The sequence below is a fragment of the Massilia sp. GCM10023247 genome (assembly GCF_042653325.1).
Taxonomy (GTDB): Bacteria; Pseudomonadota; Gammaproteobacteria; order Burkholderiales; family Burkholderiaceae_D; genus Telluria.
This window is the reverse complement of record NZ_JBHSIB010000007.1, coordinates 440,454-460,021: the sequence shown is the minus strand read 5'-3', so window position 1 is coordinate 460,021 and position 19,568 is coordinate 440,454. Positions and strand designations below refer to the sequence as shown.

Genomic DNA, 19,568 nt, shown 5'->3' with positions numbered 1-19,568 from the left:
TGGAAATACGGGCTCGCCTTGCCGAAAAAAGCGGCGCCCGGAGGCGAGAGCGGCAGCAGTGCCTTACAATAGCGGTTTGCCTGTTTCAACGAACACCGCCACCAACATGTCCAACGCTTCCCCTGCTGTCGTCACCGAATCGGCCTACCTCACCCTGCATTACCGCCTCGCCGGCGCCGACGGCACCGATATCGTCACGACCTTCGGCACCAATCCCGCGACCCTTATGCTGGGCCAGGGCCAGCTCGCGCCCTTCCTCGAGGAGCGCCTGCTCGGCATGGCCGAGGGCGAGCACAAGACCTTCACCCTGAGCGCGCTTGACGCCTTCGGCGAGCGCAATCCCGAGCTGCTGCAATGGGTGTCGAAAGCGACGCTGGACGAGAACTCGGTGCCCGGCGCCGACTACAAGGCGGGCGACCTGGTCGACTTCGCCGCGCCGGGCGGCGGCCGCTTTGCCGGCGTGCTGCGCGAGATGGGCGAGGACGCCGCGCTGTTCGATTTCAATCACCCGCTGGCGGGACAGGCGCTGCAATTCGAAGTCAAACTGATTTCTGTCCTGTAACTAGAACACGACCATGGAAAACGCGATGGAAAACGCGAACGAAAACGCGATGGAAAACGAAATCCTGCTTGCCCAGCCGCGCGGCTTTTGCGCCGGCGTCGACCGTGCCATCGAGATCGTCGAACGCGCCCTGCAGCAGTTCGGCGCGCCGATCTATGTGCGCCACGAGATCGTCCACAACGCCTATGTCGTGGCCGACCTGCGCAACAAGGGCGCGATCTTCATCGAGAACCTCGACGATGTCCCGGCCGGCAACACGCTGGTCTTCTCCGCACACGGCGTCTCGAAAGCCGTGCGCCTCGAAGCCGAATCGCGCGGCCTCAAAATCTTCGACGCCACCTGCCCGCTGGTGACCAAGGTGCACGTCGAAGTATCGAAGATGCGCAAGGGCGGCGCCGAGATCATCATGATCGGCCATGACGGCCACCCGGAAGTCGAAGGCACGATGGGCCAGGCGGAAGAGGGCATGCACCTGGTCGAGACGGTCGAGGACGTGGCAAGCCTGCAGGTGGCCGACCCCGACAACCTGGCCTACGTGTCGCAGACCACCTTGTCGGTCGACGACACCGCCGAGATCATCGCGGCCCTCAAACGCCGCTTCCCGAGCATCGCCGAGCCGAAGAAGGGCGACATCTGCTACGCCACCACCAACCGCCAGGAAGCCGTGAAATTCATGGCGCCGCAGGTCGAGGTGGTGGTCGTGGTGGGCAGCCCGAACAGCTCGAACTCGAACCGCCTGCGCGAAGTAGCCGAGAAGATGGGCACGCCCGCCTACATGGTCGACAACGCGGCCGGCATCGACCCGGCCTGGATCGTGGGCAAGAAGCGCATCGGCGTCACCGCCGGCGCCTCGGCCCCGGAAGTGCTGGTGCAGGCCGTAATCGACCGCCTCAAGGAACTCGGCGCGGCCAGCGTGCGCGCGCTCGAAGGCGTCGAAGAAAACGTCACCTTCCCGCTGCCGAAGGGCCTCGATGGCGCGCGCGCCGAGGTGGCATAAGTTTTCTGCTTTCCATTTGTTTCGCTGACACTCCGTCGCTGCAACAATTTTCCGTTGTGAGTTAAGCAAAAACCTCGCTATGATGGCGGCGTTCGGAATTTTTGTCCTGGCAACTGTTGAAGTGTAAGGACGCCAGGCCAGCAAGCGGCACTCCGTGGAGTGCCGTTTTTGTTATCGGAAGAAGAAAGCGGCGGAAACGATGGAGACTTTTGTCCAGCAGATACTCAACGGGCTGGTGCTAGGCAGCATGTATGCACTGGTCGCGCTCGGGTACACGATGGTCTACGGGGTGCTCAACCTCATCAACTTCGCCCACGGCGATGTGCTCATGATCGGCGCGATGGTCGGCCTGTCGATCCTGCAACTGCTCGACAGCTATTTCCCCGGCCTGCCCGGCTACTTCCAGCTTGCCCTCGCCATCCTCGGCGCGATTCCCGTGGCGATGCTGGTCAATGTGCTCATCGAGCGCATCGCCTACCGCCGCCTGCGCAACGCGCCGCGCCTGGCGCCCCTGATCACCGCCATCGGCGTCTCGATCCTGCTCCAGACCTTCGTCATGGCGATGCCGTTCTGGGGCCGCAACCCGCTGCCTTTCCCGCAGCTGCTCTCGTCCGAGCCGATCGTGATTGGCGGGGCCATGATTTCGCAGACCCAGGTGCTGCTGCTGGTGCTGGCGGCCGTCAGCATGGTGGCCCTTGTGCTGCTGGTCGAACGCACCAAGATGGGCCGTGCCATGCGCGCCGTCGCCGAAAACCCGCGCGTGGCCGGACTGATGGGCGTGGACTCGAACAGCGTGATCGTCGCCACCTTTGCCATCGGCGCCGCGCTGGCGGCCGTGGCCGGGGTGATGTGGGGCGCCAACTATGCATCGATCACCTTCACGATGGGCGTGCTGCCCGGCCTGAAGGCCTTCTGCGCCGCCGTGCTGGGCGGGATCGGCAACATCTACGGCGCCATGATCGGCGGCCTGCTGCTGGGGATCATCGAGGCGCTCGGCGCCGGCTACATCGGCGACCTGACCGGCGGCTTCCTCGGCAGCCATTACCAGGACATCTTCGCCTTCGTGGTGCTGATCCTGGTGCTCACCCTGCGGCCGTCCGGCATCATGGGCGAACGCGTGGCCGACCGCGCGTGAAGGGGACAACATGGCACTCCTGACTTTCGACGTCCAGCACCATCCGCGCCGCGCCTATCTCTCGATGGGCCTGCTGCTGGCCCTGATGCTGGTCTTCCCCTTCATCGCCTCCCAGTACGGCAACTCCTGGGTCCGCATCATCGATATCGCGCTGCTCTACATCATGCTGGCGCTTGGCCTGAACATCGTGGTCGGCTTCGCCGGCCTGCTCGACCTCGGCTACATCGCCTTCTTCGCGGTCGGCGCCTACCTCACCGGGCTGTTCGCTTCGCCCCAGTTCGCGGCCCTGCTCGAATCGCTCGTGTATTACAGCCCGGCGCTGGGCGAGGCGCTGGTCGCGCTGTTCGGAGAAGAGATCCGCACCAACGGGATCCACCTGTCGGTGTGGGCGATCGTGCCGCTGGCCGCGCTGGTGGCCGCCATGTTCGGGGCCCTGCTGGGCGCGCCGACGCTGAAACTGCGCGGCGACTATCTCGCCATCGTGACCCTCGGCTTCGGCGAGATCATCCGCATCTTCATGAATAACCTGAACGACCCGATCAACGTCACCAACGGGCCGCAGGGGATCAACATGATCGATCCGATCCGCATCTTCGGCGTCTCGCTGGCGGGCGAGGCCGGCACGCAATCGACGGTCTATATCGGCGGCTATGGCATGCCCTCGGTGAACGCGTACTACTTCCTGTTCCTGTTCCTGTGCATCGGCACCATCTTCATCACCAGCCGCCTCCAGCATTCGCGCCTGGGCCGGGCCTGGGTCGCGATCCGCGAAGACGAGATCGCGGCGAAAGCGATGGGCATCAACACCCGCAACGTCAAGCTGCTGGCGTTCTCGATGGGCGCGTCCTTCGGCGGCGTGGCCGGCGCCATGTTCGCCGCCTTCCAGGGTTTCGTGTCGCCCGAATCGTTCTCGCTGACCGAATCGATCGCCGTGCTGGCGATGGTCGTGCTGGGCGGTATCGGCCACATCCCGGGCGTGGTGCTGGGCGGCGTGCTGCTGGCGGCCCTGCCGGAAGTGCTGCGCCATGTGGTCGAGCCGACGCAGATGGCGCTGTTCGGCAAGGTCGTGATCGAAGCGGAAGTGCTGCGCCAGCTGCTGTACGGCCTGGCGCTGGTGCTGATCATGCTGGTGCGCCCGGCCGGTGTCTGGCCCTCGCCGAACCGCGAAGAGCGGCCGAACGCGGCCCTGGCGCGCGACGAAGAAAAGGAGGCGGCTGCCTGAGGCGCCGACATCCATGAGCGAACCATTATTGTTGAACGTTTCCGGCGTGAATAAACGCTTCGGCGGCCTGCAGGCGCTGACCGACGTCGGCCTCCAGATCCGGCGCGGCCAGGTGTATGGCCTGATCGGCCCGAACGGCGCCGGCAAGACCACTTTCTTTAACGTCATCACGGGCCTGTACCAGCCCGACAGCGGCGTGTTCGAGCTGGCCGGCAAGGCCTATTCGCCCTCGGCTCCGCATGCGGTGGCGAAAGCGGGGATTGCCCGCACCTTCCAGAACATCCGCCTGTTCGGCGAGATGACGGCGCTGGAAAACGTGATGGTCGGGCGCCACGTGCGCACGAAGCAAGGCGTGTTCGGCGCCATCTTCCGCCACAAGGCGGCGCGCGAGGAAGAAGCGGCGATCCGGCGCCGCGCCCACGAACTGCTGGACTTTGTCGGCATCGGCCAGTTCGCCAACCGCACCGCGAAATTCCTGTCCTATGGCGACCAGCGGCGCCTGGAAATCGCGCGGGCGCTGGCCACCGATCCGCAACTGCTGGCCCTGGACGAGCCGGCGGCCGGCATGAACGCCACCGAAAAACTGGCCCTGCGCGAGCTGCTGGTCAACATCAAGAACGAAGGCAAGACGGTGCTCCTGATCGAACACGACGTGAAACTGATGATGGGCCTGTGCGACCGCATCACCGTGCTCGAGTACGGCAAACGCATCGCCGAAGGGCAGCCGGCCGAGATCCAGAAAGACCCGGCGGTGATTGCCGCCTACCTCGGAGGCGCCCACTGATGAGCGACAGCATCCTCAACATCGCGGGGCTGAAGGTGTCCTACGGCGGCATCAAGGCCGTCAAGGGCCTCGACCTCGAAGTAAAGCGGGGCGAACTGGTCACCCTGATCGGCGCCAACGGCGCCGGCAAGACGACGACCCTGAAGGCGATCACGGGCACGCTGCCCGCCTGCAAGGTGGAAGGCACGATTTCCTACCTCGGCCAGCCCTTGCAGGGCCGCCAGTCGCACCAGCTGGTGCGCCAGAAACTGGCGATGGTGCCGGAAGGGCGGGGCGTGTTCACCCGCATGAGCATCCACGAGAACCTGTTGATGGGCGCCTACACGCGCACTGACAAGGCGGCCATCGAGCAAGATATCGACAAATGGTTCACCGTATTCCCGCGCCTGAAAGAGCGCTCGGCCCAGCTGGCCGGCACCCTGTCCGGCGGCGAGCAGCAGATGCTGGCCATGGCGCGCGCCCTGATGTGCCACCCGACCTTGCTGCTGCTCGATGAGCCTTCGATGGGCCTGGCGCCGATCATGGTGGAAAAAATCTTCGACGTGATCCGCGACGTATCGAAGCAGGGCATCACGATCCTGCTGGTCGAGCAGAACGCGCGCCTGGCGCTGCAGGCCGCGCACCGCGCGTATGTGATGGATTCCGGCGTGGTCACGATGACCGGCGACGCGCGCGCGATGCTCGACGACCCGCGGGTGCAGGCGGCGTATCTGGGCGAGTAAGCGTCCACGCATACGACAACGGGGCCGCCTGAAGATCAGGCGGCCCCGTTGTTCTACAGCCCGCCGAAGCGGGCGGTATCAAGATAAAACTTAAGCGGCAGCGGCCGAAGCGGCGTTGGCGGCAGCGGTCGGCGCCTTGGCGGCAGCCTGGGTGAACTGCGAGACGGCGGCGTTCACGTTGCTTTCGATTTGCTCGACAGCCTGCTTGGTGGTCTTGCTGAACTGCTCGTAGCCGGCGTTGGCGTTGCTGATCGCGGTCTTGACGGCGGCCACGAAGGTTTCCGAACCGGCAGGGGCGTTCTTGCTCACTTCGTCGACCAGGGCGATGACCTTGCGGTTCGCTTCGACGATCTGGCCTTCGGCTGCTTTCGAGAACTCGGCGCCGGTGCCGGTGGCAATCGCTGCCAGCTGGCGGTTGTAGGCGACGGCTTTCTCGGCGGCAGGCTGGGCTTGCGAAGCCGACACCTGGAAGAATTCTTGCGGGTCCTTGGCCGACAGCAGCTGGCGCGCGGTGGCCGAGCTGTTTTCCAGGGCGGCGCGTGCGGTGGCGATGTTCAGCTCGACCAGCTTTTCGACGCTTTCGAAGGTCTTCGCGGTCAGCGAGGACATCAGGGCGAACTGGCTTTCCAGGTTGGTTTTGGTGGCATTCGAGAACTGCTCTGGGATTGCAAACATGAGGATCTCCAAACAAACGTTATAGGAAGGTATGCTGCTTGAACCGGTGCTGCTGGCTCGCTTGGACCGGTGCCCTCGAAAAGCATTGTGCACCGCAACAGAGCGAAGTTTTGCCCATTTCGGCGAGCGAGTCAAGCGAATTTGGTGCATTGCACCATACCTGTCCCATCTGTTGTTTCGTTGCATCGGAAGAAATACTGAACGGCAACAAATGGCAGCCGGACCAACCGTCCGCCAGCGCCGGGCAGCGCACCCGGCAGGCGCGCCGGGTCGTGTTAAACTTGCTATTGCGCTTTTTGCCATACGCTATCCTGCACGGCGCGCGACCCCACACCATGGCCGACACGACCGTTATTACAGGAAGCACACCTCGCTGGCTGATGCCGGTTTTTTTCGTTTTCTTGTGGAGCACGGGCTTTGTCGTCGCCAAGTTCGGCCTGCCTTACGCGCCGCCGCTGACCTTCCTGCTGCTGCGCTGTACCTGCGTGCTGCTGGTGCTGCTGCCGCTGCTGCTGTTGTGGCGCGCGCCCTGGCCGCACGGGCGCGTGCTGCATATCGCGGTTGCCGGCCTGCTGCTGCAGGCGGGTTATCTCGGCGGCGTGTGGAGCGCGATCAAGATCGGCATGCCGGCCGGCCTGTCGGCGCTGATCGTCGGCATGCAGCCGATCCTGACGGCGGTGGCCGCGCCCCTGGTCGGCGAGCGCGTGCGCCCGCGCCAGTGGCTCGGCCTGGTATTGGGCCTGGGCGGGGTCGGGCTGGTGGTGGCGTCCAAGATGCAGCTGGACGGCCTGTCGCTGGCGGCGATCCTGTATTGCGTGCTGGCGCTGCTGTCGATCACGGCCGGCACGCTCTACCAGAAGCGGTATTGCCCCAGTTTCGACCTGCGCACCGGCACCGCGATCCAGTTTGCCGTCTCGGTGGCGGCCCTGCTGCCGTTCGCGATCCTGCTTGAACAGTTCGATTTGTCCTTGTCTAAAGTGGAGTGGAGCGCCAACTTCGTCGGCGCCTTGCTGTGGTCGGTATTTGCGCTGTCGATCGGCGCGATCTTCCTGCTGTTCCGGCTCATCAGCCGGGGCGCGGCCCTCGAGGTCACGAGCCTGCTCTACCTGACCCCGCCGACGACCGCCATCATGGCCTGGCTGCTGTTCGGCGAAACGCTCGGCCCGCTGGCTCTGCTCGGCATGGTCGTCGCCGTCGCCGGAGTTGCCTTTGTAGTCAAGAAACAGGAGAAGTCATGATTTCAAATCCCCAACAAGAAGCGGTCGATGCGGCCATCACTTCGCGCCGCTCGATCCGTGCCTTCCTCGACCAACCCGTCGAGCGCGCCGACATCGAACGCATCCTCGAGGTGGCGGCGCGCGCGCCGTCCGGCACCAATACCCAGCCCTGGAAGGTGTATGTGCTCACTGGCGCGGCCCGCAGCAGGCTGTCGGACGCGATCCTGGCCGTGCACCTCGATCCCGAGCAGTCGCGCCAGCACACCGAGGAATATCAATACTATCCGCGCGAATGGGTCTCGCCCTTCGTCGACCGCCGGCGCAAGGTCGGCTGGGACCTGTACAGCCTGCTCGGCCTGACGCGCGACAACAAGGAGGGGATGGCCGCCCAGCACGCCCGCAACTTCCGCTTTTTCGACGCCCCGGTTGGCCTCATCTTCACCATCGACCGTGTGATGGAGCAGGGCTCCTGGCTCGACTATGGCATGTTCTTGCAGAACATCATGGTGGCGGCGCGCGGACGCGGGCTCGACACCTGTCCGCAGGCCGCCTTTACCCAATACCACCGGATCATCGCGCAACAACTCGACTTGCCCGCCAGCGAAACCGTGGTCTGCGGCATGGCGTTGGGCTGGGCCGATCCGGAAAAAATCGAGAATACGCTCGTCACTGAGCGCGAACCGCTGGCCTCGTTTGTGCGCTTTGCGGAGTGAGTTGTTGTGCGACGAAGACAAGCGCGCAGGATGCGCACGCTTGATGCCCGCATGCGCGCCGCATATCGTTGTATTGGGGCAAACTAGCGAGGTGAATGCTCAATTCGCTTGCAGTTGAGTCAGGCTTGAATACACTGGGGCAGTGCCTCATCAGTTCCGTGTGAAGGGAAGTTGAAATGTTGAAGTTCCTGTTGGCCGCCCTGGTATCGCTGCTGCTTGTCGCCGAGCCCGTTTCGGCGGCGGGCGCCGGCGCCGGCGCAGGTGCGGGTGCGGGCGCCGAGAAGACCAGTGCCAAGCGTACGGCCGCCAAGAAAAAGGTCGTGAAGAAGAGTGGGGCCAAGCGCCAGGGCAAGCGCAGGGAGACGGCGCAGGCCGCCGACAAGCGCCAGCGCATGGTGCGCCGTGTCGAGACCGTGCGCGGCAAGCGCCGCGTCACCTACCACCCGGCACGCCGCGCCGCGCCGGCGCTCGCCGCCGTCCCGGCCATGCGCACCGTCGGCGACATCGCCGGCCTGCACAAGACCCAGGATCCGCTGTCGCTGCGTTCGAGCGTGGCGCTGGTGCTCGACCAGAACAGTTCCGAAGTGCTGTTCGAAAAAAATGCCAACGTCGCGCTGCCGATCGCTTCGATCACCAAGCTGATGACCGGGCTGATCGTGGTCGAAGCGAACCAGAACCTGAACGAAGTCCTCACCATCACCAACGACGACGTCGACCGCCAGAAATACAGCAGTTCGCGCCTGCCGGTCGGCGCGCGCATGACCCGCAACCACCTGCTGCACATTGCGCTGATGAGCTCGGAAAACCGGGCGGCCTCTGCCCTTGGACGCAACTACCCGGGCGGCATCAACGGTTTCGTCGCCGCGATGAATGCCAAGGCGCGCGAACTGGGCATGAACGACACCCATTACGTCGACTCCAGCGGCCTGTCGAGCGGTAACGTGTCGAGCGCGCGCGACCTGGCCAGGCTGGTCGCCTACGCGCACCGGCAACCGCTGCTGCGCCAGTACTCGACCGACCCGAACTGGGTGGTCGAGGACAGGGGCCGTCCGATGCGCTACAACAATACGAACTACCTGGTGGCGCTGCCTGACTGGAACATCGGCCTGCAAAAGACCGGTTTCATCAACGAAGCGGGGCGCTGCCTCGTGATGCAGGCGATGATCCAGGGACGCAACGTGATCATGGTCTTCCTCGATTCGAAGGGCAAGATGTCGCGTACCGCGGACGCCGGCCGCATGCGGCGCTGGCTCGAGGCGCTCACGCCGGACGCGATCACGCCGGCAGCCGCCGGCAGCACGGCAACGACTGCCGCGGCCGCCTCGGCCGCCGCGGATGCGGCGCATGCCGTGTTCCGGCCGGTGTCGACGCCCTCGGTACACTGAGCGGCGAACCACGAACGACAACGGCGCCCGCGGGCGCCGTTGTCGTTTTACCGATTACACGAGGTATTTATATCGCGACGGGACGAAACCCGAGCGTCGCCGAAATCTGTGCCGCGGTCTGCACCAGGTCGTCGAGCCACTCCTCCTGCAGGCGGTCGGCCGGCGCCGAGATCGACAAGCCGGCCACCAGTTTGCCGCTGTCGTCATGGATACCGGCGGCCATGCAGCGCACGCCCAGTTCCAGCTCCTCGTTGTCGCGCGCATAGCCGCGCGCGCGCACCAGGCTCAGCTCGCGTTCGAGCTTGACCAGGTCGGTGATCGAATTCTTGTTGTGGCCCGCCAGACCGGTGCGGGTGGCGTAGGCGCGGATCGCCTTGGGCTCGTCCACCGACAGGAACAGTTTGCCGGTCGAGGTCAGGTGCAGCGGGCCGCGCCCGCCGATCGCACGCACCACCTGCATGCCGGAGCGTTCGGAAAACGCCCGGTCGATGTAGACGATCTCGTCGCCCTGGCGCACGGACAGGTTGACGGTCTGCTGGGTTTTCTTGTGGAGGCTGCGCATGTAGTCGAGCGCCGCTTCGCGCACCGACAGCCGGCTCTTGACGACATTGCCCAGTTCAAGGAGGCGCATGCCGAGCCGGTAGGTGCCGGGCTCGACGCGGTCGACGAAGCGGGTTGCGACCATGTCGTTCAGGATGCGGTGGGCGGTCGAGGGATGCAGGCCTGAGACTTTCGACAATTCCTTCAGGCTGACCGGGTCGGGATAGGCGGCCAGCGCATCGAGCAGCGCGACCATACGCTCAATCACCTGGATCGATGTCTTGGGCGGTTCAAGTGTTTCGATTTTCATGATGTGGTTGGTGCAGTGCAGTATCGGTCCTACTTTATACCATAATGCGAAACACGACCAAGCATTCCGTGGCAGTGGGCTCAGCAAGAAACTGTTTTCTGGCGCTGCGGGGAACAGGCATAATGACCGTTCTGCATGTCTTCACGGAAATATAATGGAACAACCGACCAGCGAGTTCAAGAGTAAAGCGGGCTTCAAGCGCATCCTGAACGCCTCTAGCTACGCGATCCAGGGCCTGGCCACTGCGTGGCGCATCGAACATTCGTTCCGCCAGGAGTTGCTGGTCGTGGCGCTCGGCGTCATTTTTGCGTTCGTGCTGCCGGTGTCCGGCTTCGAGAAACTGGTGCTGGTCGGCGTCCTGTTCCTGGTGCTGATCGTTGAGCTCATCAATTCGGCGATCGAGGCAGTGGTCGACCGGATTTCGCTGGAACGCCATCCGCTCTCGAAGAACGCCAAGGACTTCGGCAGCGCCGCCGTCGGGCTGACGATCCTGCTGGCGGCCCTGACCTGGGGCACGGTGCTGTATAGCCGCTTTATGTGACAACACAGCAAGCTTGTCTAAAATGCCGCACAATGGCCGGATGGCCCGTGCGGCGTCATGGTGACGCCGTGTTTCCCGGCCAGCTTCCTGGAGATGACCATGACCTTACGCCTGGGCGACACCGCCCCTGATTTCGAGCAGGATTCCAGCATCGGCCGCATTCGTTTCCACGAGTGGGCAGGCGATTCCTGGGTAGTGCTGTTCTCGCATCCGGCCGACTTCACGCCGGTATGCACGACCGAACTGGGCCTGACGGCCAAACTGAAACCCGAGTTCGACAAGCGCAACGTGAAGGCGATCGCGCTTTCCGTCGACCCGGCCGAGCAGCACCGCGAATGGATCCGCGACATCGAGGAAACCCAGCAGACGGTGGTCGGCTTCCCGATCATCGCCGACGCCGATAAATCGGTCTCCACCATGTACGACATGATCCACCCGGAAATGTCGGCAACGGCAACGGTGCGTTCGCTGTTCGTGATCGACCCGAACAAGAAGATCCGCCTGATCATCACCTACCCGATGAGCACCGGCCGCAACTTCGACGAAGTGCTGCGCGTGATCGACGCGCTGCAACTGACCGACGGCTATACGGTTGCCACGCCCGGCAACTGGAAGGATGGCGACGACGTGATCATCCCGCTGACCGTGCAGGATCCGGCCGTGCTGGCCGAAAAATATCCGAAAGGATTTACGGCACCGAAGCCCTACCTGCGTTTGACGCCGCAGCCGAACAAGTAACAGGAATCGTTCCGGCGGGTGCTACCGGGCTCTGCCGGAGGGACGTAGGGTGGGCGGCTCCGCGGTGCAGTTTGCTCCGACTCACCGGGTGCGCCGCCCACGCGTTCAGCCAGCAGATGCGAAGCCGCACTGCGGTTTTCTACTGTTCGTTGAACGCGTGGGCGGCGTACACGCTGCCTGGTCGCGGTAACCCGGGTATAGCCGCCCACCCTACGGCCACGCATTGCCGCGCCGACACCGCATCACCATTGCACGCATAAGTAAATAAGAAACCCATCGTTTGTCCCACGGCTGACCCGGCTTACTCTTGGGATCACTGAGGGACAAGCATGCTAATGACATATATCACCGCCGGCTTCGGGGTCGGGCTTCTGGTCGGGATGACGGGCGTGGGCGGCGGCTCGCTGATGACGCCGCTGCTGACCCTGCTGTTCGGCGTGTCGCCGTCCGTCGCGGTCGGCACCGACCTGGCCTTCGCCTCGATCACCAAGGGCGCCGGCACCATCACCCACCGTTTCAACAACACCGTCGACTGGGCCATCGTGCGCCGCCTGTGCATCGGTGCGCTGCCGGCCGCGCTCGTGGCGACGCTGGCGCTCAAGCACTTCGGTGCGCTCGACGCCCAGATCGGCCAGGTCATCCGCTATTCGATCGCCGGTTCGGTCATGCTGACCGTCGTGGCCCTGCTGTTTCGCAAGCGCATGCTGGCCTGGATCCAGGCCAAGCCGGGCCGCCAGCTGCAGGGCAGGGCGCTCGCCAACGCCACCATTTTCTCGGGCGCCGTGCTCGGCGTGCTGGTCACCGTCTCCTCGATCGGCGCCGGCGCCATCGGCGCAACCTTGCTGGTGATGTTGTACCCGAAGCTGACGCCGGCGCAAGTGGCCGGCACCGACATCGCCTATGCCGTGCCGCTGACCGCGATTGCCGCGCTGGGCCACTGGTGGCTCGGCTCGATCGACTGGATGCTGCTCGCGACCCTGCTGCTCGGCTCGGTGCCCGGCATTACCCTCGGTTCAATGATGGCGCGCAAGGTGCCGGAACGCTTCCTGCGCGGCCTGCTCGCGGTGACGCTGACCAGCGTGGCTGCCAAACTGGTGCTGTGATGGAGGCGTTCTGGCCACGCTAATAGCGGAATTCATCTATGCAAATAAAGATAACTTCGTTTGGTTTATGAGAAGTAAGTGAGATTATTAGGCTCCATTAGAAGAATTTGTAATAAGGACGCCATGAAACTACAGAAGCGCGCACCAGGCCGGGTCATCCCCGGCTTCGGCCTGTCGCTCGGGTTCACGATCTTTTACCTGGCGCTGATCGTGCTCATCCCCCTGTCGGCCGTCTTCCTCAAGACCTTCACCATGAGCTGGGAAGCGTTCTGGGCGGCCGTCAGCTCCGAGCGTGTGGTCGCTTCCTACAAGCTCACCTTCGGCGCCTCGCTGATCGGCGCCAGCCTCAACGTCGTGTTCGGCGGCATCGTGGCCTGGGTGCTGGTGCGCTACCGCTTCCCGGGCAAGCGTTTCATCGACGCGCTGGTCGACCTGCCGTTCGCGCTGCCCACTGCCGTGGCCGGCATTACGCTCACCGCCCTGTACTCGCACAACGGCTGGATCGGCCAGTACCTCCAAAGCCTGGGCATCAAGGTCGCCTTCACGCCGCTGGGCATCGTGGTGGCGCTGACCTTCATCGGCCTGCCTTTCGTCGTGCGCACGGTGCAGCCGGTGCTCGAGGAAGCCGAGCGCGAGCTCGAGGAAGCCGCCGCCAGCCTTGGCGCCAGCCCCTTGCAGACGTTCTTCCGCGTGATCCTGCCGACCATCGTGCCGGCCCTGCTGACCGGCTTCGCGCTGGCCTTCGCCCGCGCCACCGGCGAGTACGGCTCGGTCATCTTCATCGCCGGCAACCTGCCGATGGTGTCCGAAATCACGCCGCTTCTCATCATCACGAAACTGGAGCAGTACGACTATGCCGGCGCCACCGCGATTGCCGTGGTGATGCTGATCTTCTCGTTCATCCTGCTGTTGGCGATTAATCTGTTGCAGGCCTGGGCCCGCAGAAGGGCAGGCAAGAAATGAGTGCAGTCTTGGATAAACCGTTGGTCGCCGCGCCGCGCGCGCTGCGCCCCATGAAAACCAATGCCTTCGAGCCGAACTGGGTGCGCTGGACCCTGGTCGCCGTCGCGCTGACCTTCCTGGCCCTGTTCCTGTTCGTGCCGCTGGTCGCGGTGTTCGCCGAAGCGCTCAAGCGCGGCTGGGACACCTATGTCGAATCGATCCTCGACCCGGATGCGCTGTCGGCCATCAAGCTGACCCTGATCGCGGCCGGCATCTCGGTGCCGCTCAACCTCGTGTTCGGGGTGGCCGCCGCCTGGGCCATCACCAAGTTCGATTTCCGGGGCAAAAGCGTGCTGCTGACCCTGATCGACCTGCCGTTCTCGGTGTCGCCCGTGATCGCCGGCCTGATCTACGTGCTGCTGTTCGGCGCCCAGGGCTGGTTCGGCGAGTGGCTGATGGCGCACGACATCAAGATCCTGTTCGCGGTGCCCGGCATCGTGCTGGCGACCGTCTTCATCACCTTCCCGTTCGTGGCGCGCGAACTGATCCCGCTCATGCAGCAGCAGGGCACGGAAGAGGAAGAGGCGGCGCTGGTGCTCGGCGCATCCGGCTGGCAGACCTTCTGGCGCGTCACGCTCCCGAACATCAAATGGGGCCTGCTGTACGGCGTCATCCTGTGCAATGCGCGGGCGATGGGCGAGTTCGGCGCGGTGTCGGTCGTCTCCGGCCACATCCGCGGCGAGACCAACACCATGCCGCTGCAGGTGGAAATCCTCTACAACGAATACAACTTCACGGCCGCGTTCGCGATCGCATCCCTGCTGGCGCTGCTGGCGCTGGTGACGCTGGCCATCAAGTCCTTTATCGAATGGCGCCTGCACCTATCCATGGCTGCGGACGCCGGCACCACGGAGCGCGCGCAATGACGATCGAAGTCCAACACATCCGCAAGCAGTTCGGCCAGTTCACGGCGCTCGACGACGTCTCGCTGCAGTTCCCCGACGGCCAGCTGACCGCGCTGCTCGGGCCTTCGGGCTGCGGCAAGACCACGCTGCTGCGCATCATCGCCGGCCTCGAACATCCGGATGCGGGCGCCGTGCTGCTCGACGGCCAGGACGCCTCGAACAGCCATGTGCGCGAGCGCCAGGTCGGCTTCGTGTTCCAGCACTACGCGCTGTTCAAGCACATGACCGTGTTCGAGAACGTCGCGTTCGGCCTGCGCGTGCGCCCGCGCCGCGAGCGTCCGAGCGAGCAGCAGATCCGCGACAAGGTCAAGCAACTGCTCGAACTGGTCCAGCTCGACTGGATCGCCGACCGCTATCCGCCCCAGCTCTCCGGCGGCCAGCGCCAGCGCATCGCGCTGGCGCGCGCCCTGGCGGTGGAGCCGCGGGTGCTGTTGTTGGATGAGCCGTTCGGCGCGCTCGATGCCAAGGTGCGCAAGGAATTGCGCCGCTGGCTGCGCCGCCTGCACGACGACCTGCACGTGACCTCGATTTTCGTGACCCACGACCAGGAAGAAGCGCTGGAAGTGGCCGACCAGGTGGTGGTCATGAACAAGGGCCGCGTCGAACAGCTCGGCACCCCGGAAAGCGTGTACAACGCGCCCGCTTCTCCCTTCGTCTACAGTTTTCTCGGCAACGTCAACCTGTTCCATGGCCGCGTGCATGACGGCGTGCTGGCCAGCGGCGACGCGCTGTTCGACGCGCCCGGCCACGGCAGCGTACAGAACGCCGACGGCATCGGCTACGTGCGCCCGCACGACCTCGATGTCGAACGCTACGCGGCCGGGCAGCAGGGCATCGCCGTCAAGCTGCGCCGCGCGCATGCGATCGGCCCGCTGGCCCAGCTCGACCTCGAGCGTCTCGACAACGCCCAGCTGATCGAGGCGGTGATCCCGAACGAGCGCTTCTCGCACCTCGGCCTGAAAGAGGGGGAGACCCTGCTGGTGCGCCCGCGCCAGATCCAGGTGTTCGTCGACGAGGGCGGCGGCATATGAACTTCCAGCAGCTGCGCTCGGTGCGCGAAGCGGCGCGCCGCAACTTCAACCTCACCGACGTGGCTGCGGCCCTGTTCACCTCGCAGCCGGGCGTGTCGCGCCAGATCCGCGAACTCGAGGACGAACTGGGCGTCATCATCTTCGAGCGCAACGGCAAGCGCCTGACCGGATTGACCCAGCCCGGCAAGGGCATCCTGAAAATCGTCGAACGGCTGCTGGTGGAAGCGGAAAACCTGGCGCAAGCGAGCCAGGAATACGCGGGCCAGGACCGCGGCATGCTCACGGTCGCCGTCACCCACACCCAGGCGCGCTATGCGCTGCCGCAGGTGGTGCAGTCGTTCCGCGCCGCCTTCCCGAGCGTGCGCATCGCCTTGCAGCAGAGCTCCCCGGAACACATCGCCGAATACGTGCTGTCGGGCCGCGCCGACATCGGCATCGCCACCGAAGGCCTGAGCGCCTTTCCCGACCTGGTCTCCTTTCCCTGCTACCGCTGGAGCCACGTGGTGGTGGCGCCGGAACGGCATCCGCTGTTGAACGGCGCGCCCCTGCGCCTGGAAGACCTGGCCGCCCATCCCCTGATCACCTACGACCTCGGCTTTACGGGCCGCAGCCATATCGACGACGCGTTCACGGCGGCGGGTCTCGCGCCCGACATCGTGCTGACCGCGATGGACTCGGACGTGATCAAGCAGTACGTATCGCTGGGAATGGGTGTCGGCATCATCGCCTCGATGGCCTTCGACCACGGGCGCGACAAGGGGCTGCGCGCGGTCGAGGCTTCGCACCTGTTCGCGCCCAACGTGACGCGCCTGGCCGTGCGGCGCGGCGCCTACCTGCGCGCCTACGCCTACCACTTCATCGAGCGCTTCGCGCCGGGGTTTACGCGCGCCGATATCGAACGCAGCCTGCAGGCGGAAGCGGGGCATTGATCGGGTGCCGGCGTGATCGCGAATGATCAGCCGTTAGCGATCAACGCGTGGACGGGAAACCCGTCCACCCTACGGTGATCGGAGCTCGTAGGGTGGGCGGCTTTGCCGTCCACGCGTTCAAATCACTCCCGAGCAACGGCGATGCTTTACTGGCCGGGATTGGTGATGCGCGCATGAATCCCATCAATCGCCGCAACGACCTCATCCGGCAACGCGATATCGAAGGCGTCGATGTTCTCCTTCAACTGCTCGAGCGTGGTCGCCCCGATGATGGTCGCGCCCACGAACCAGCGCGAATAACACCAGGCCAGCGCCATCTGCGCCGGCGTCAGCCCGTGCGAACGCGCCAGCGCCGCATACTCGCGCGTCGCCGCCAGCACTTCCGGGCGCACGTATCTCGGGCTCCAGCCGGCCGGGAAGATCGTCAGCCGGCCATGCGCCTTCGGGTTGTCGAGGTATTTGCTTGTGAGCTGCCCAAAGGCGAGCGGGCTGTAGGCCAGCAGGCTGACTTCGCTGCGGTAGCAGGTTTCGTCGAGCAGCGCCGTCTCGAAAGCGCGCGCCGTCAGGTTGTATAGATTCTGGATCGTCGCGATGCGCGGCAGGCCGCGCGTTTCGGCCAGCTTGACGTACTCGCACACGCCCCAGCTGCTTTCGTTCGACACGCCGATATGGCGGATCTTGCCCGCCTGGACCAGTTCGCCCAGCGCGCCCAGGGTTTCCTCGATCGGCACGCTGGCACGCTCGCGCGCCGGGTCGAAGGCGTTGGCGCCGAAGATCGGCAGGTTGCGGCTCGGCCAGTGGACCTGGTACAGGTCGATGTAGTCGGTCTGCAGGCGGCGCAGGCTGTCCTCGACCGCCGCGCGCACGTTGGCCGCGTCCAGGTCGTGCCCGGCGCCGCGGATCCAGTCCATGTTCGGGTTCGGGCCGGCAATCTTCGAGGCGATGACGAGCTCGTCGCGGCGCCCGCGCCCCTTCAGCCAGCTGCCGATGAAGCGCTCGGTCGAGCCCTGGGTCTCGGCGCGGCCCATCACCGGGTACATCTCGGCCGTGTCGATGAAATTGATGCCGCGCTCGACCGCGTAGTCGAGCTGGCGGTGGGCGTCGCCTTCGCTATTCTGCTCGCCGAAGGTCATCGTCCCCAGGCAGACCTTCGATACCTGCAGGTCGCTGCGTCCCAGCCGTGTGCGCTCCATGACCGCCCCTCAGTGCTTGAGCGCGGCGGCGCACTCGCGCACCAGCGACGGGCCGCGGTAGATCAGGCCGCTGTAGAGCTGCACCAGCTGGGCGCCGCAGGCGATCTTTTCGCGGGCGTCGGCGCCGGACAGGATGCCGCCCACGCCGATGATCGGCAGCGCATCGCCGAGCTCTTTTTTCAGCGCGCGGATCACGATGTTCGACAGGTCGAACACGGGCGCGCCGGACACGCCTCCGGTTTCCCTGCCGTGGCGGTGGCGTTCGACGTCGCGGCGGTTGAGGGTGGTGTTGGTGGCGATCACGCCGTCGATCTTGTGGCGCATCAGCGCGCCGGCGATGTCCTTGATCTGCTCGGCGTCGATGTCGGGTGCGATCTTCAGCGTGAGCGGCACATAACGGCCGTGCTCGTCCGCCAGGCGGGTCTGCTCGGCCTTCAGTTGCGACAGCAGGGCGTCGAGTTCCGAGGCGCCCTGCAGCTGGCGCAGGTTCTTGGTGTTCGGCGACGAGATGTTGACCGTCACGTAGCTGGCGTAGGGATAGACCCTGCGCAGGCAATGGAGGTAGTCGTCGGCGGCGCGCTCGATCGGGGTATCGGCGTTCTTGCCGATGTTCAGGCCAAGCACGCCCTGTTTTTCCTGGTAGAAGCGCGAGGCCTGGACATTCGCCACGAAGGCGTCGACGCCGCCGTTATTGAAACCCATGCGGTTGATGATGCCTTGCGCGGCGGGAATGCGGAACATGCGCGGCTTCGGGTTGCCTGCCTGGGCGCGCGGGGTGACGGTGCCGATCTCGATCGAACCGAAGCCGAGGGCGGCGAGGCCGTCGATGTAGGCGCCGTCCTTGTCGAGTCCGGCAGCCAGGCCGACCGGGTTCGGGAAGGTGATGCCCATCACCACGCGCGGATCGGGCGCAGGCTTCTGGAAGATGCTGGTCATGCCCTTCTCGGCGGCGCGGCGCAGGGCGGGCAGGGTCAGGTTATGGGCCGTTTCGGCAGGCAGCGTGAACAGCAGCGGACGGGCAAGGGTGTAGAGGAGTTTGTCGGACATGGAGCGCTCGTGAATAGGGTCGCGCCAATTGTACCGTGAGCCGGGTCCCCGAACCCCGCCTAACGGTTCAGGATGCCCCAGACGCCATTGATCCTCGCCTCGAGCGGCCGGAAATTGATTTTATAGGCCATCTTCGGACTCTGTTCGATCCAGTAGCCGAGGTAGACGAAGGACAGCCCCAGTTCGCGCGCCTGCTCGACCTGCCACATCACGTTGTAGGTGCCAAAGGAGGCACCGGCGACGTCGGGATCGAAGAAGGTGTACACCGACGACAGGCCGTCGGAGAGCACGTCGATGATCGACACCATGCGGAGCAGGCCGTCCGGCTCGCGGAACTCGACCAGGCGCGTGTTGACCCGGCTTTGCAGCAGGAACTGGGCGTACTGGTCGCGGCTGTCCTGGTCCATGCCGCCGCCGACGTGGCGCGTGGTCTGGTAGCGCAGGTAGAGCGCGTAGTGCTCGTCCGAGAACGACAGGTTGGCGACCATGGCGGAGAGGTCGCCGTGGCGCTTCCAGGCACGGCGCTGGGTGCGGTTCGGCGTGAATTCCGCACAGCGCACCCGTACCGGGATGCAGGCCTGGCAACCGTCGCAATACGGACGATACGTAAAGATGCCGCTGCGGCGGAAACCGTTCTTGACGAGCTCGGAATACACGTCGGCGTTGATCAGGTGCGAAGGCGTGGCGACCTGCGAGCGGGCCTGGCGTGCGTCGAGGTAGCTGCACGGATAGGGCGCGGTCGTGTAGAACTGCAGCGTGGAGAAGGGCAGGTCATTAAGGTGCGTCATGCAGGACTCTCGACTCTCGGACTGGACTC

At 65.0% G+C, this 19,568-nt stretch carries 21 protein-coding genes; 16 read left to right on the top strand and 5 right to left on the bottom strand.

Translation table 11 applies throughout. The features are described from left to right. Window positions 1-106: 106 nt before the first annotated feature. The 6 genes from ACFPAH_RS05745 to ACFPAH_RS05720 all read left to right on the top strand — a co-directional run bounded on the left by ACFPAH_RS05745 (window position 107) and on the right by ACFPAH_RS05720 (window position 5,422). The gene (locus ACFPAH_RS05745) at window positions 107-562 is read left to right on the top strand and encodes an FKBP-type peptidyl-prolyl cis-trans isomerase (RefSeq protein WP_379741985.1); all 456 of its coding nucleotides are present in this window, start codon (window positions 107-109) and stop codon (window positions 560-562) included. 49 nt (window positions 563-611) lie between these two features. Further along, on the top strand, window positions 612-1,559 hold the full coding sequence (gene ispH, locus ACFPAH_RS05740) for a 4-hydroxy-3-methylbut-2-enyl diphosphate reductase (protein ID WP_379742980.1): 948 nt from the start codon (window positions 612-614) through the stop codon (window positions 1,557-1,559). Window positions 1,560-1,758: 199 nt separating this feature from the next. Further along, window positions 1,759-2,694 (top strand): branched-chain amino acid ABC transporter permease, encoded by a 936-nt coding sequence (locus tag ACFPAH_RS05735; RefSeq protein ID WP_379741982.1) that lies wholly within the window; start codon window positions 1,759-1,761, stop codon window positions 2,692-2,694. Window positions 2,695-2,704: 10 nt separating this feature from the next. Beyond that, entirely contained in the window at window positions 2,705-3,916 is a 1,212-nt protein-coding gene (locus ACFPAH_RS05730) for an ABC transporter permease subunit (protein WP_379741979.1), read from the top strand. Window positions 3,917-3,929: 13 nt separating this feature from the next. After that, window positions 3,930-4,700 carry an ABC transporter ATP-binding protein gene (locus tag ACFPAH_RS05725; protein ID WP_379741977.1) on the top strand — a complete coding sequence of 257 codons (771 nt, stop codon included), beginning with the start codon at window positions 3,930-3,932 and terminating at the stop codon, window positions 4,698-4,700. Then, window positions 4,700-5,422: an ABC transporter ATP-binding protein gene (locus ACFPAH_RS05720; RefSeq protein ID WP_379741974.1), complete on the top strand. Its 723-nt coding sequence runs from the start codon at window positions 4,700-4,702 to the stop codon at window positions 5,420-5,422. Before ACFPAH_RS05725 ends, ACFPAH_RS05720 begins: the two co-directional genes overlap by 1 nt. A 90-nt stretch (window positions 5,423-5,512) precedes the next feature. Here ACFPAH_RS05720 and phaP read toward each other — a convergent pair whose 3' ends face one another. Beyond that, on the bottom strand, window positions 5,513-6,097 hold the full coding sequence (phaP, locus tag ACFPAH_RS05715; protein ID WP_379741971.1) for a TIGR01841 family phasin: 585 nt from the start codon (window positions 6,095-6,097) through the stop codon (window positions 5,513-5,515). A gap of 380 nt (window positions 6,098-6,477) precedes the next feature. Between phaP and ACFPAH_RS05710 the strand changes: the two genes are divergently transcribed. The 3 genes from ACFPAH_RS05710 to ACFPAH_RS05700 all read left to right on the top strand — a co-directional run bounded on the left by ACFPAH_RS05710 (window position 6,478) and on the right by ACFPAH_RS05700 (window position 9,412). Beyond that, a complete protein-coding gene (locus ACFPAH_RS05710) occupies window positions 6,478-7,335 on the top strand; it encodes a DMT family transporter (RefSeq protein WP_379741968.1) in 858 nt (285 codons plus the stop codon). After that, the gene (locus ACFPAH_RS05705; protein ID WP_379741965.1) at window positions 7,332-8,027 is read left to right on the top strand and encodes a nitroreductase; all 696 of its coding nucleotides are present in this window, start codon (window positions 7,332-7,334) and stop codon (window positions 8,025-8,027) included. The genes ACFPAH_RS05710 and ACFPAH_RS05705 overlap by 4 nt, the downstream gene beginning before the upstream one ends. 176 nt (window positions 8,028-8,203) lie before the next feature. Beyond that, window positions 8,204-9,412: a serine hydrolase gene (locus ACFPAH_RS05700; protein ID WP_379741962.1), complete on the top strand. Its 1,209-nt coding sequence runs from the start codon at window positions 8,204-8,206 to the stop codon at window positions 9,410-9,412. Between the two features lie 67 nt (window positions 9,413-9,479). On the opposite strand, the gene ACFPAH_RS05695 is transcribed toward ACFPAH_RS05700, so the two are convergent. After that, window positions 9,480-10,262 carry an IclR family transcriptional regulator gene (locus ACFPAH_RS05695; RefSeq protein WP_379741959.1) on the bottom strand — a complete coding sequence of 261 codons (783 nt, stop codon included), beginning with the start codon at window positions 10,260-10,262 and terminating at the stop codon, window positions 9,480-9,482. 154 nt (window positions 10,263-10,416) lie between these two features. Between ACFPAH_RS05695 and ACFPAH_RS05690 the strand changes: the two genes are divergently transcribed. The 7 genes from ACFPAH_RS05690 to ACFPAH_RS05660 all read left to right on the top strand — a co-directional run bounded on the left by ACFPAH_RS05690 (window position 10,417) and on the right by ACFPAH_RS05660 (window position 16,511). Next, complete coding sequence (locus tag ACFPAH_RS05690; RefSeq protein WP_379741956.1) at window positions 10,417-10,803, top strand: diacylglycerol kinase; 387 nt, start codon at window positions 10,417-10,419, stop codon at window positions 10,801-10,803. 99 nt (window positions 10,804-10,902) lie between these two features. Next, window positions 10,903-11,541 carry a peroxiredoxin gene (locus ACFPAH_RS05685; protein WP_379741953.1) on the top strand — a complete coding sequence of 213 codons (639 nt, stop codon included), beginning with the start codon at window positions 10,903-10,905 and terminating at the stop codon, window positions 11,539-11,541. Window positions 11,542-11,870: 329 nt separating this feature from the next. After that, the gene (locus tag ACFPAH_RS05680) at window positions 11,871-12,644 is read left to right on the top strand and encodes a sulfite exporter TauE/SafE family protein (protein WP_379741949.1); all 774 of its coding nucleotides are present in this window, start codon (window positions 11,871-11,873) and stop codon (window positions 12,642-12,644) included. Window positions 12,645-12,767: 123 nt separating this feature from the next. After that, window positions 12,768-13,607: a sulfate ABC transporter permease subunit CysT gene (gene cysT, locus ACFPAH_RS05675; protein WP_379741946.1), complete on the top strand. Its 840-nt coding sequence runs from the start codon at window positions 12,768-12,770 to the stop codon at window positions 13,605-13,607. Continuing rightward, complete coding sequence (gene cysW / locus ACFPAH_RS05670; protein ID WP_379741943.1) at window positions 13,604-14,512, top strand: sulfate ABC transporter permease subunit CysW; 909 nt, start codon at window positions 13,604-13,606, stop codon at window positions 14,510-14,512. Before cysT ends, cysW begins: the two co-directional genes overlap by 4 nt. Continuing rightward, window positions 14,509-15,582 (top strand): sulfate/molybdate ABC transporter ATP-binding protein, encoded by a 1,074-nt coding sequence (locus tag ACFPAH_RS05665; RefSeq protein WP_379741940.1) that lies wholly within the window; start codon window positions 14,509-14,511, stop codon window positions 15,580-15,582. Before cysW ends, ACFPAH_RS05665 begins: the two co-directional genes overlap by 4 nt. Beyond that, the gene (locus tag ACFPAH_RS05660) at window positions 15,579-16,511 is read left to right on the top strand and encodes a CysB family HTH-type transcriptional regulator (RefSeq protein ID WP_379741937.1); all 933 of its coding nucleotides are present in this window, start codon (window positions 15,579-15,581) and stop codon (window positions 16,509-16,511) included. Before ACFPAH_RS05665 ends, ACFPAH_RS05660 begins: the two co-directional genes overlap by 4 nt. A gap of 146 nt (window positions 16,512-16,657) precedes the next feature. Here the strand turns inward: ACFPAH_RS05660 and ACFPAH_RS05655 are convergent, their stop codons facing one another. From ACFPAH_RS05655 to ACFPAH_RS05645, 3 genes are read right to left on the bottom strand one after another with little or no spacing between them, the layout of a single operon-like run. Beyond that, the gene (locus ACFPAH_RS05655) at window positions 16,658-17,704 is read right to left on the bottom strand and encodes an aldo/keto reductase (protein ID WP_379741934.1); all 1,047 of its coding nucleotides are present in this window, start codon (window positions 17,702-17,704) and stop codon (window positions 16,658-16,660) included. A gap of 9 nt (window positions 17,705-17,713) precedes the next feature. Continuing rightward, window positions 17,714-18,751 (bottom strand): quinone-dependent dihydroorotate dehydrogenase, encoded by a 1,038-nt coding sequence (locus ACFPAH_RS05650; protein ID WP_379741931.1) that lies wholly within the window; start codon window positions 18,749-18,751, stop codon window positions 17,714-17,716. Window positions 18,752-18,810: 59 nt separating this feature from the next. After that, the gene (locus ACFPAH_RS05645; protein ID WP_379741928.1) at window positions 18,811-19,539 is read right to left on the bottom strand and encodes an arginyltransferase; all 729 of its coding nucleotides are present in this window, start codon (window positions 19,537-19,539) and stop codon (window positions 18,811-18,813) included. Window positions 19,540-19,568 lie beyond the last annotated feature (29 nt).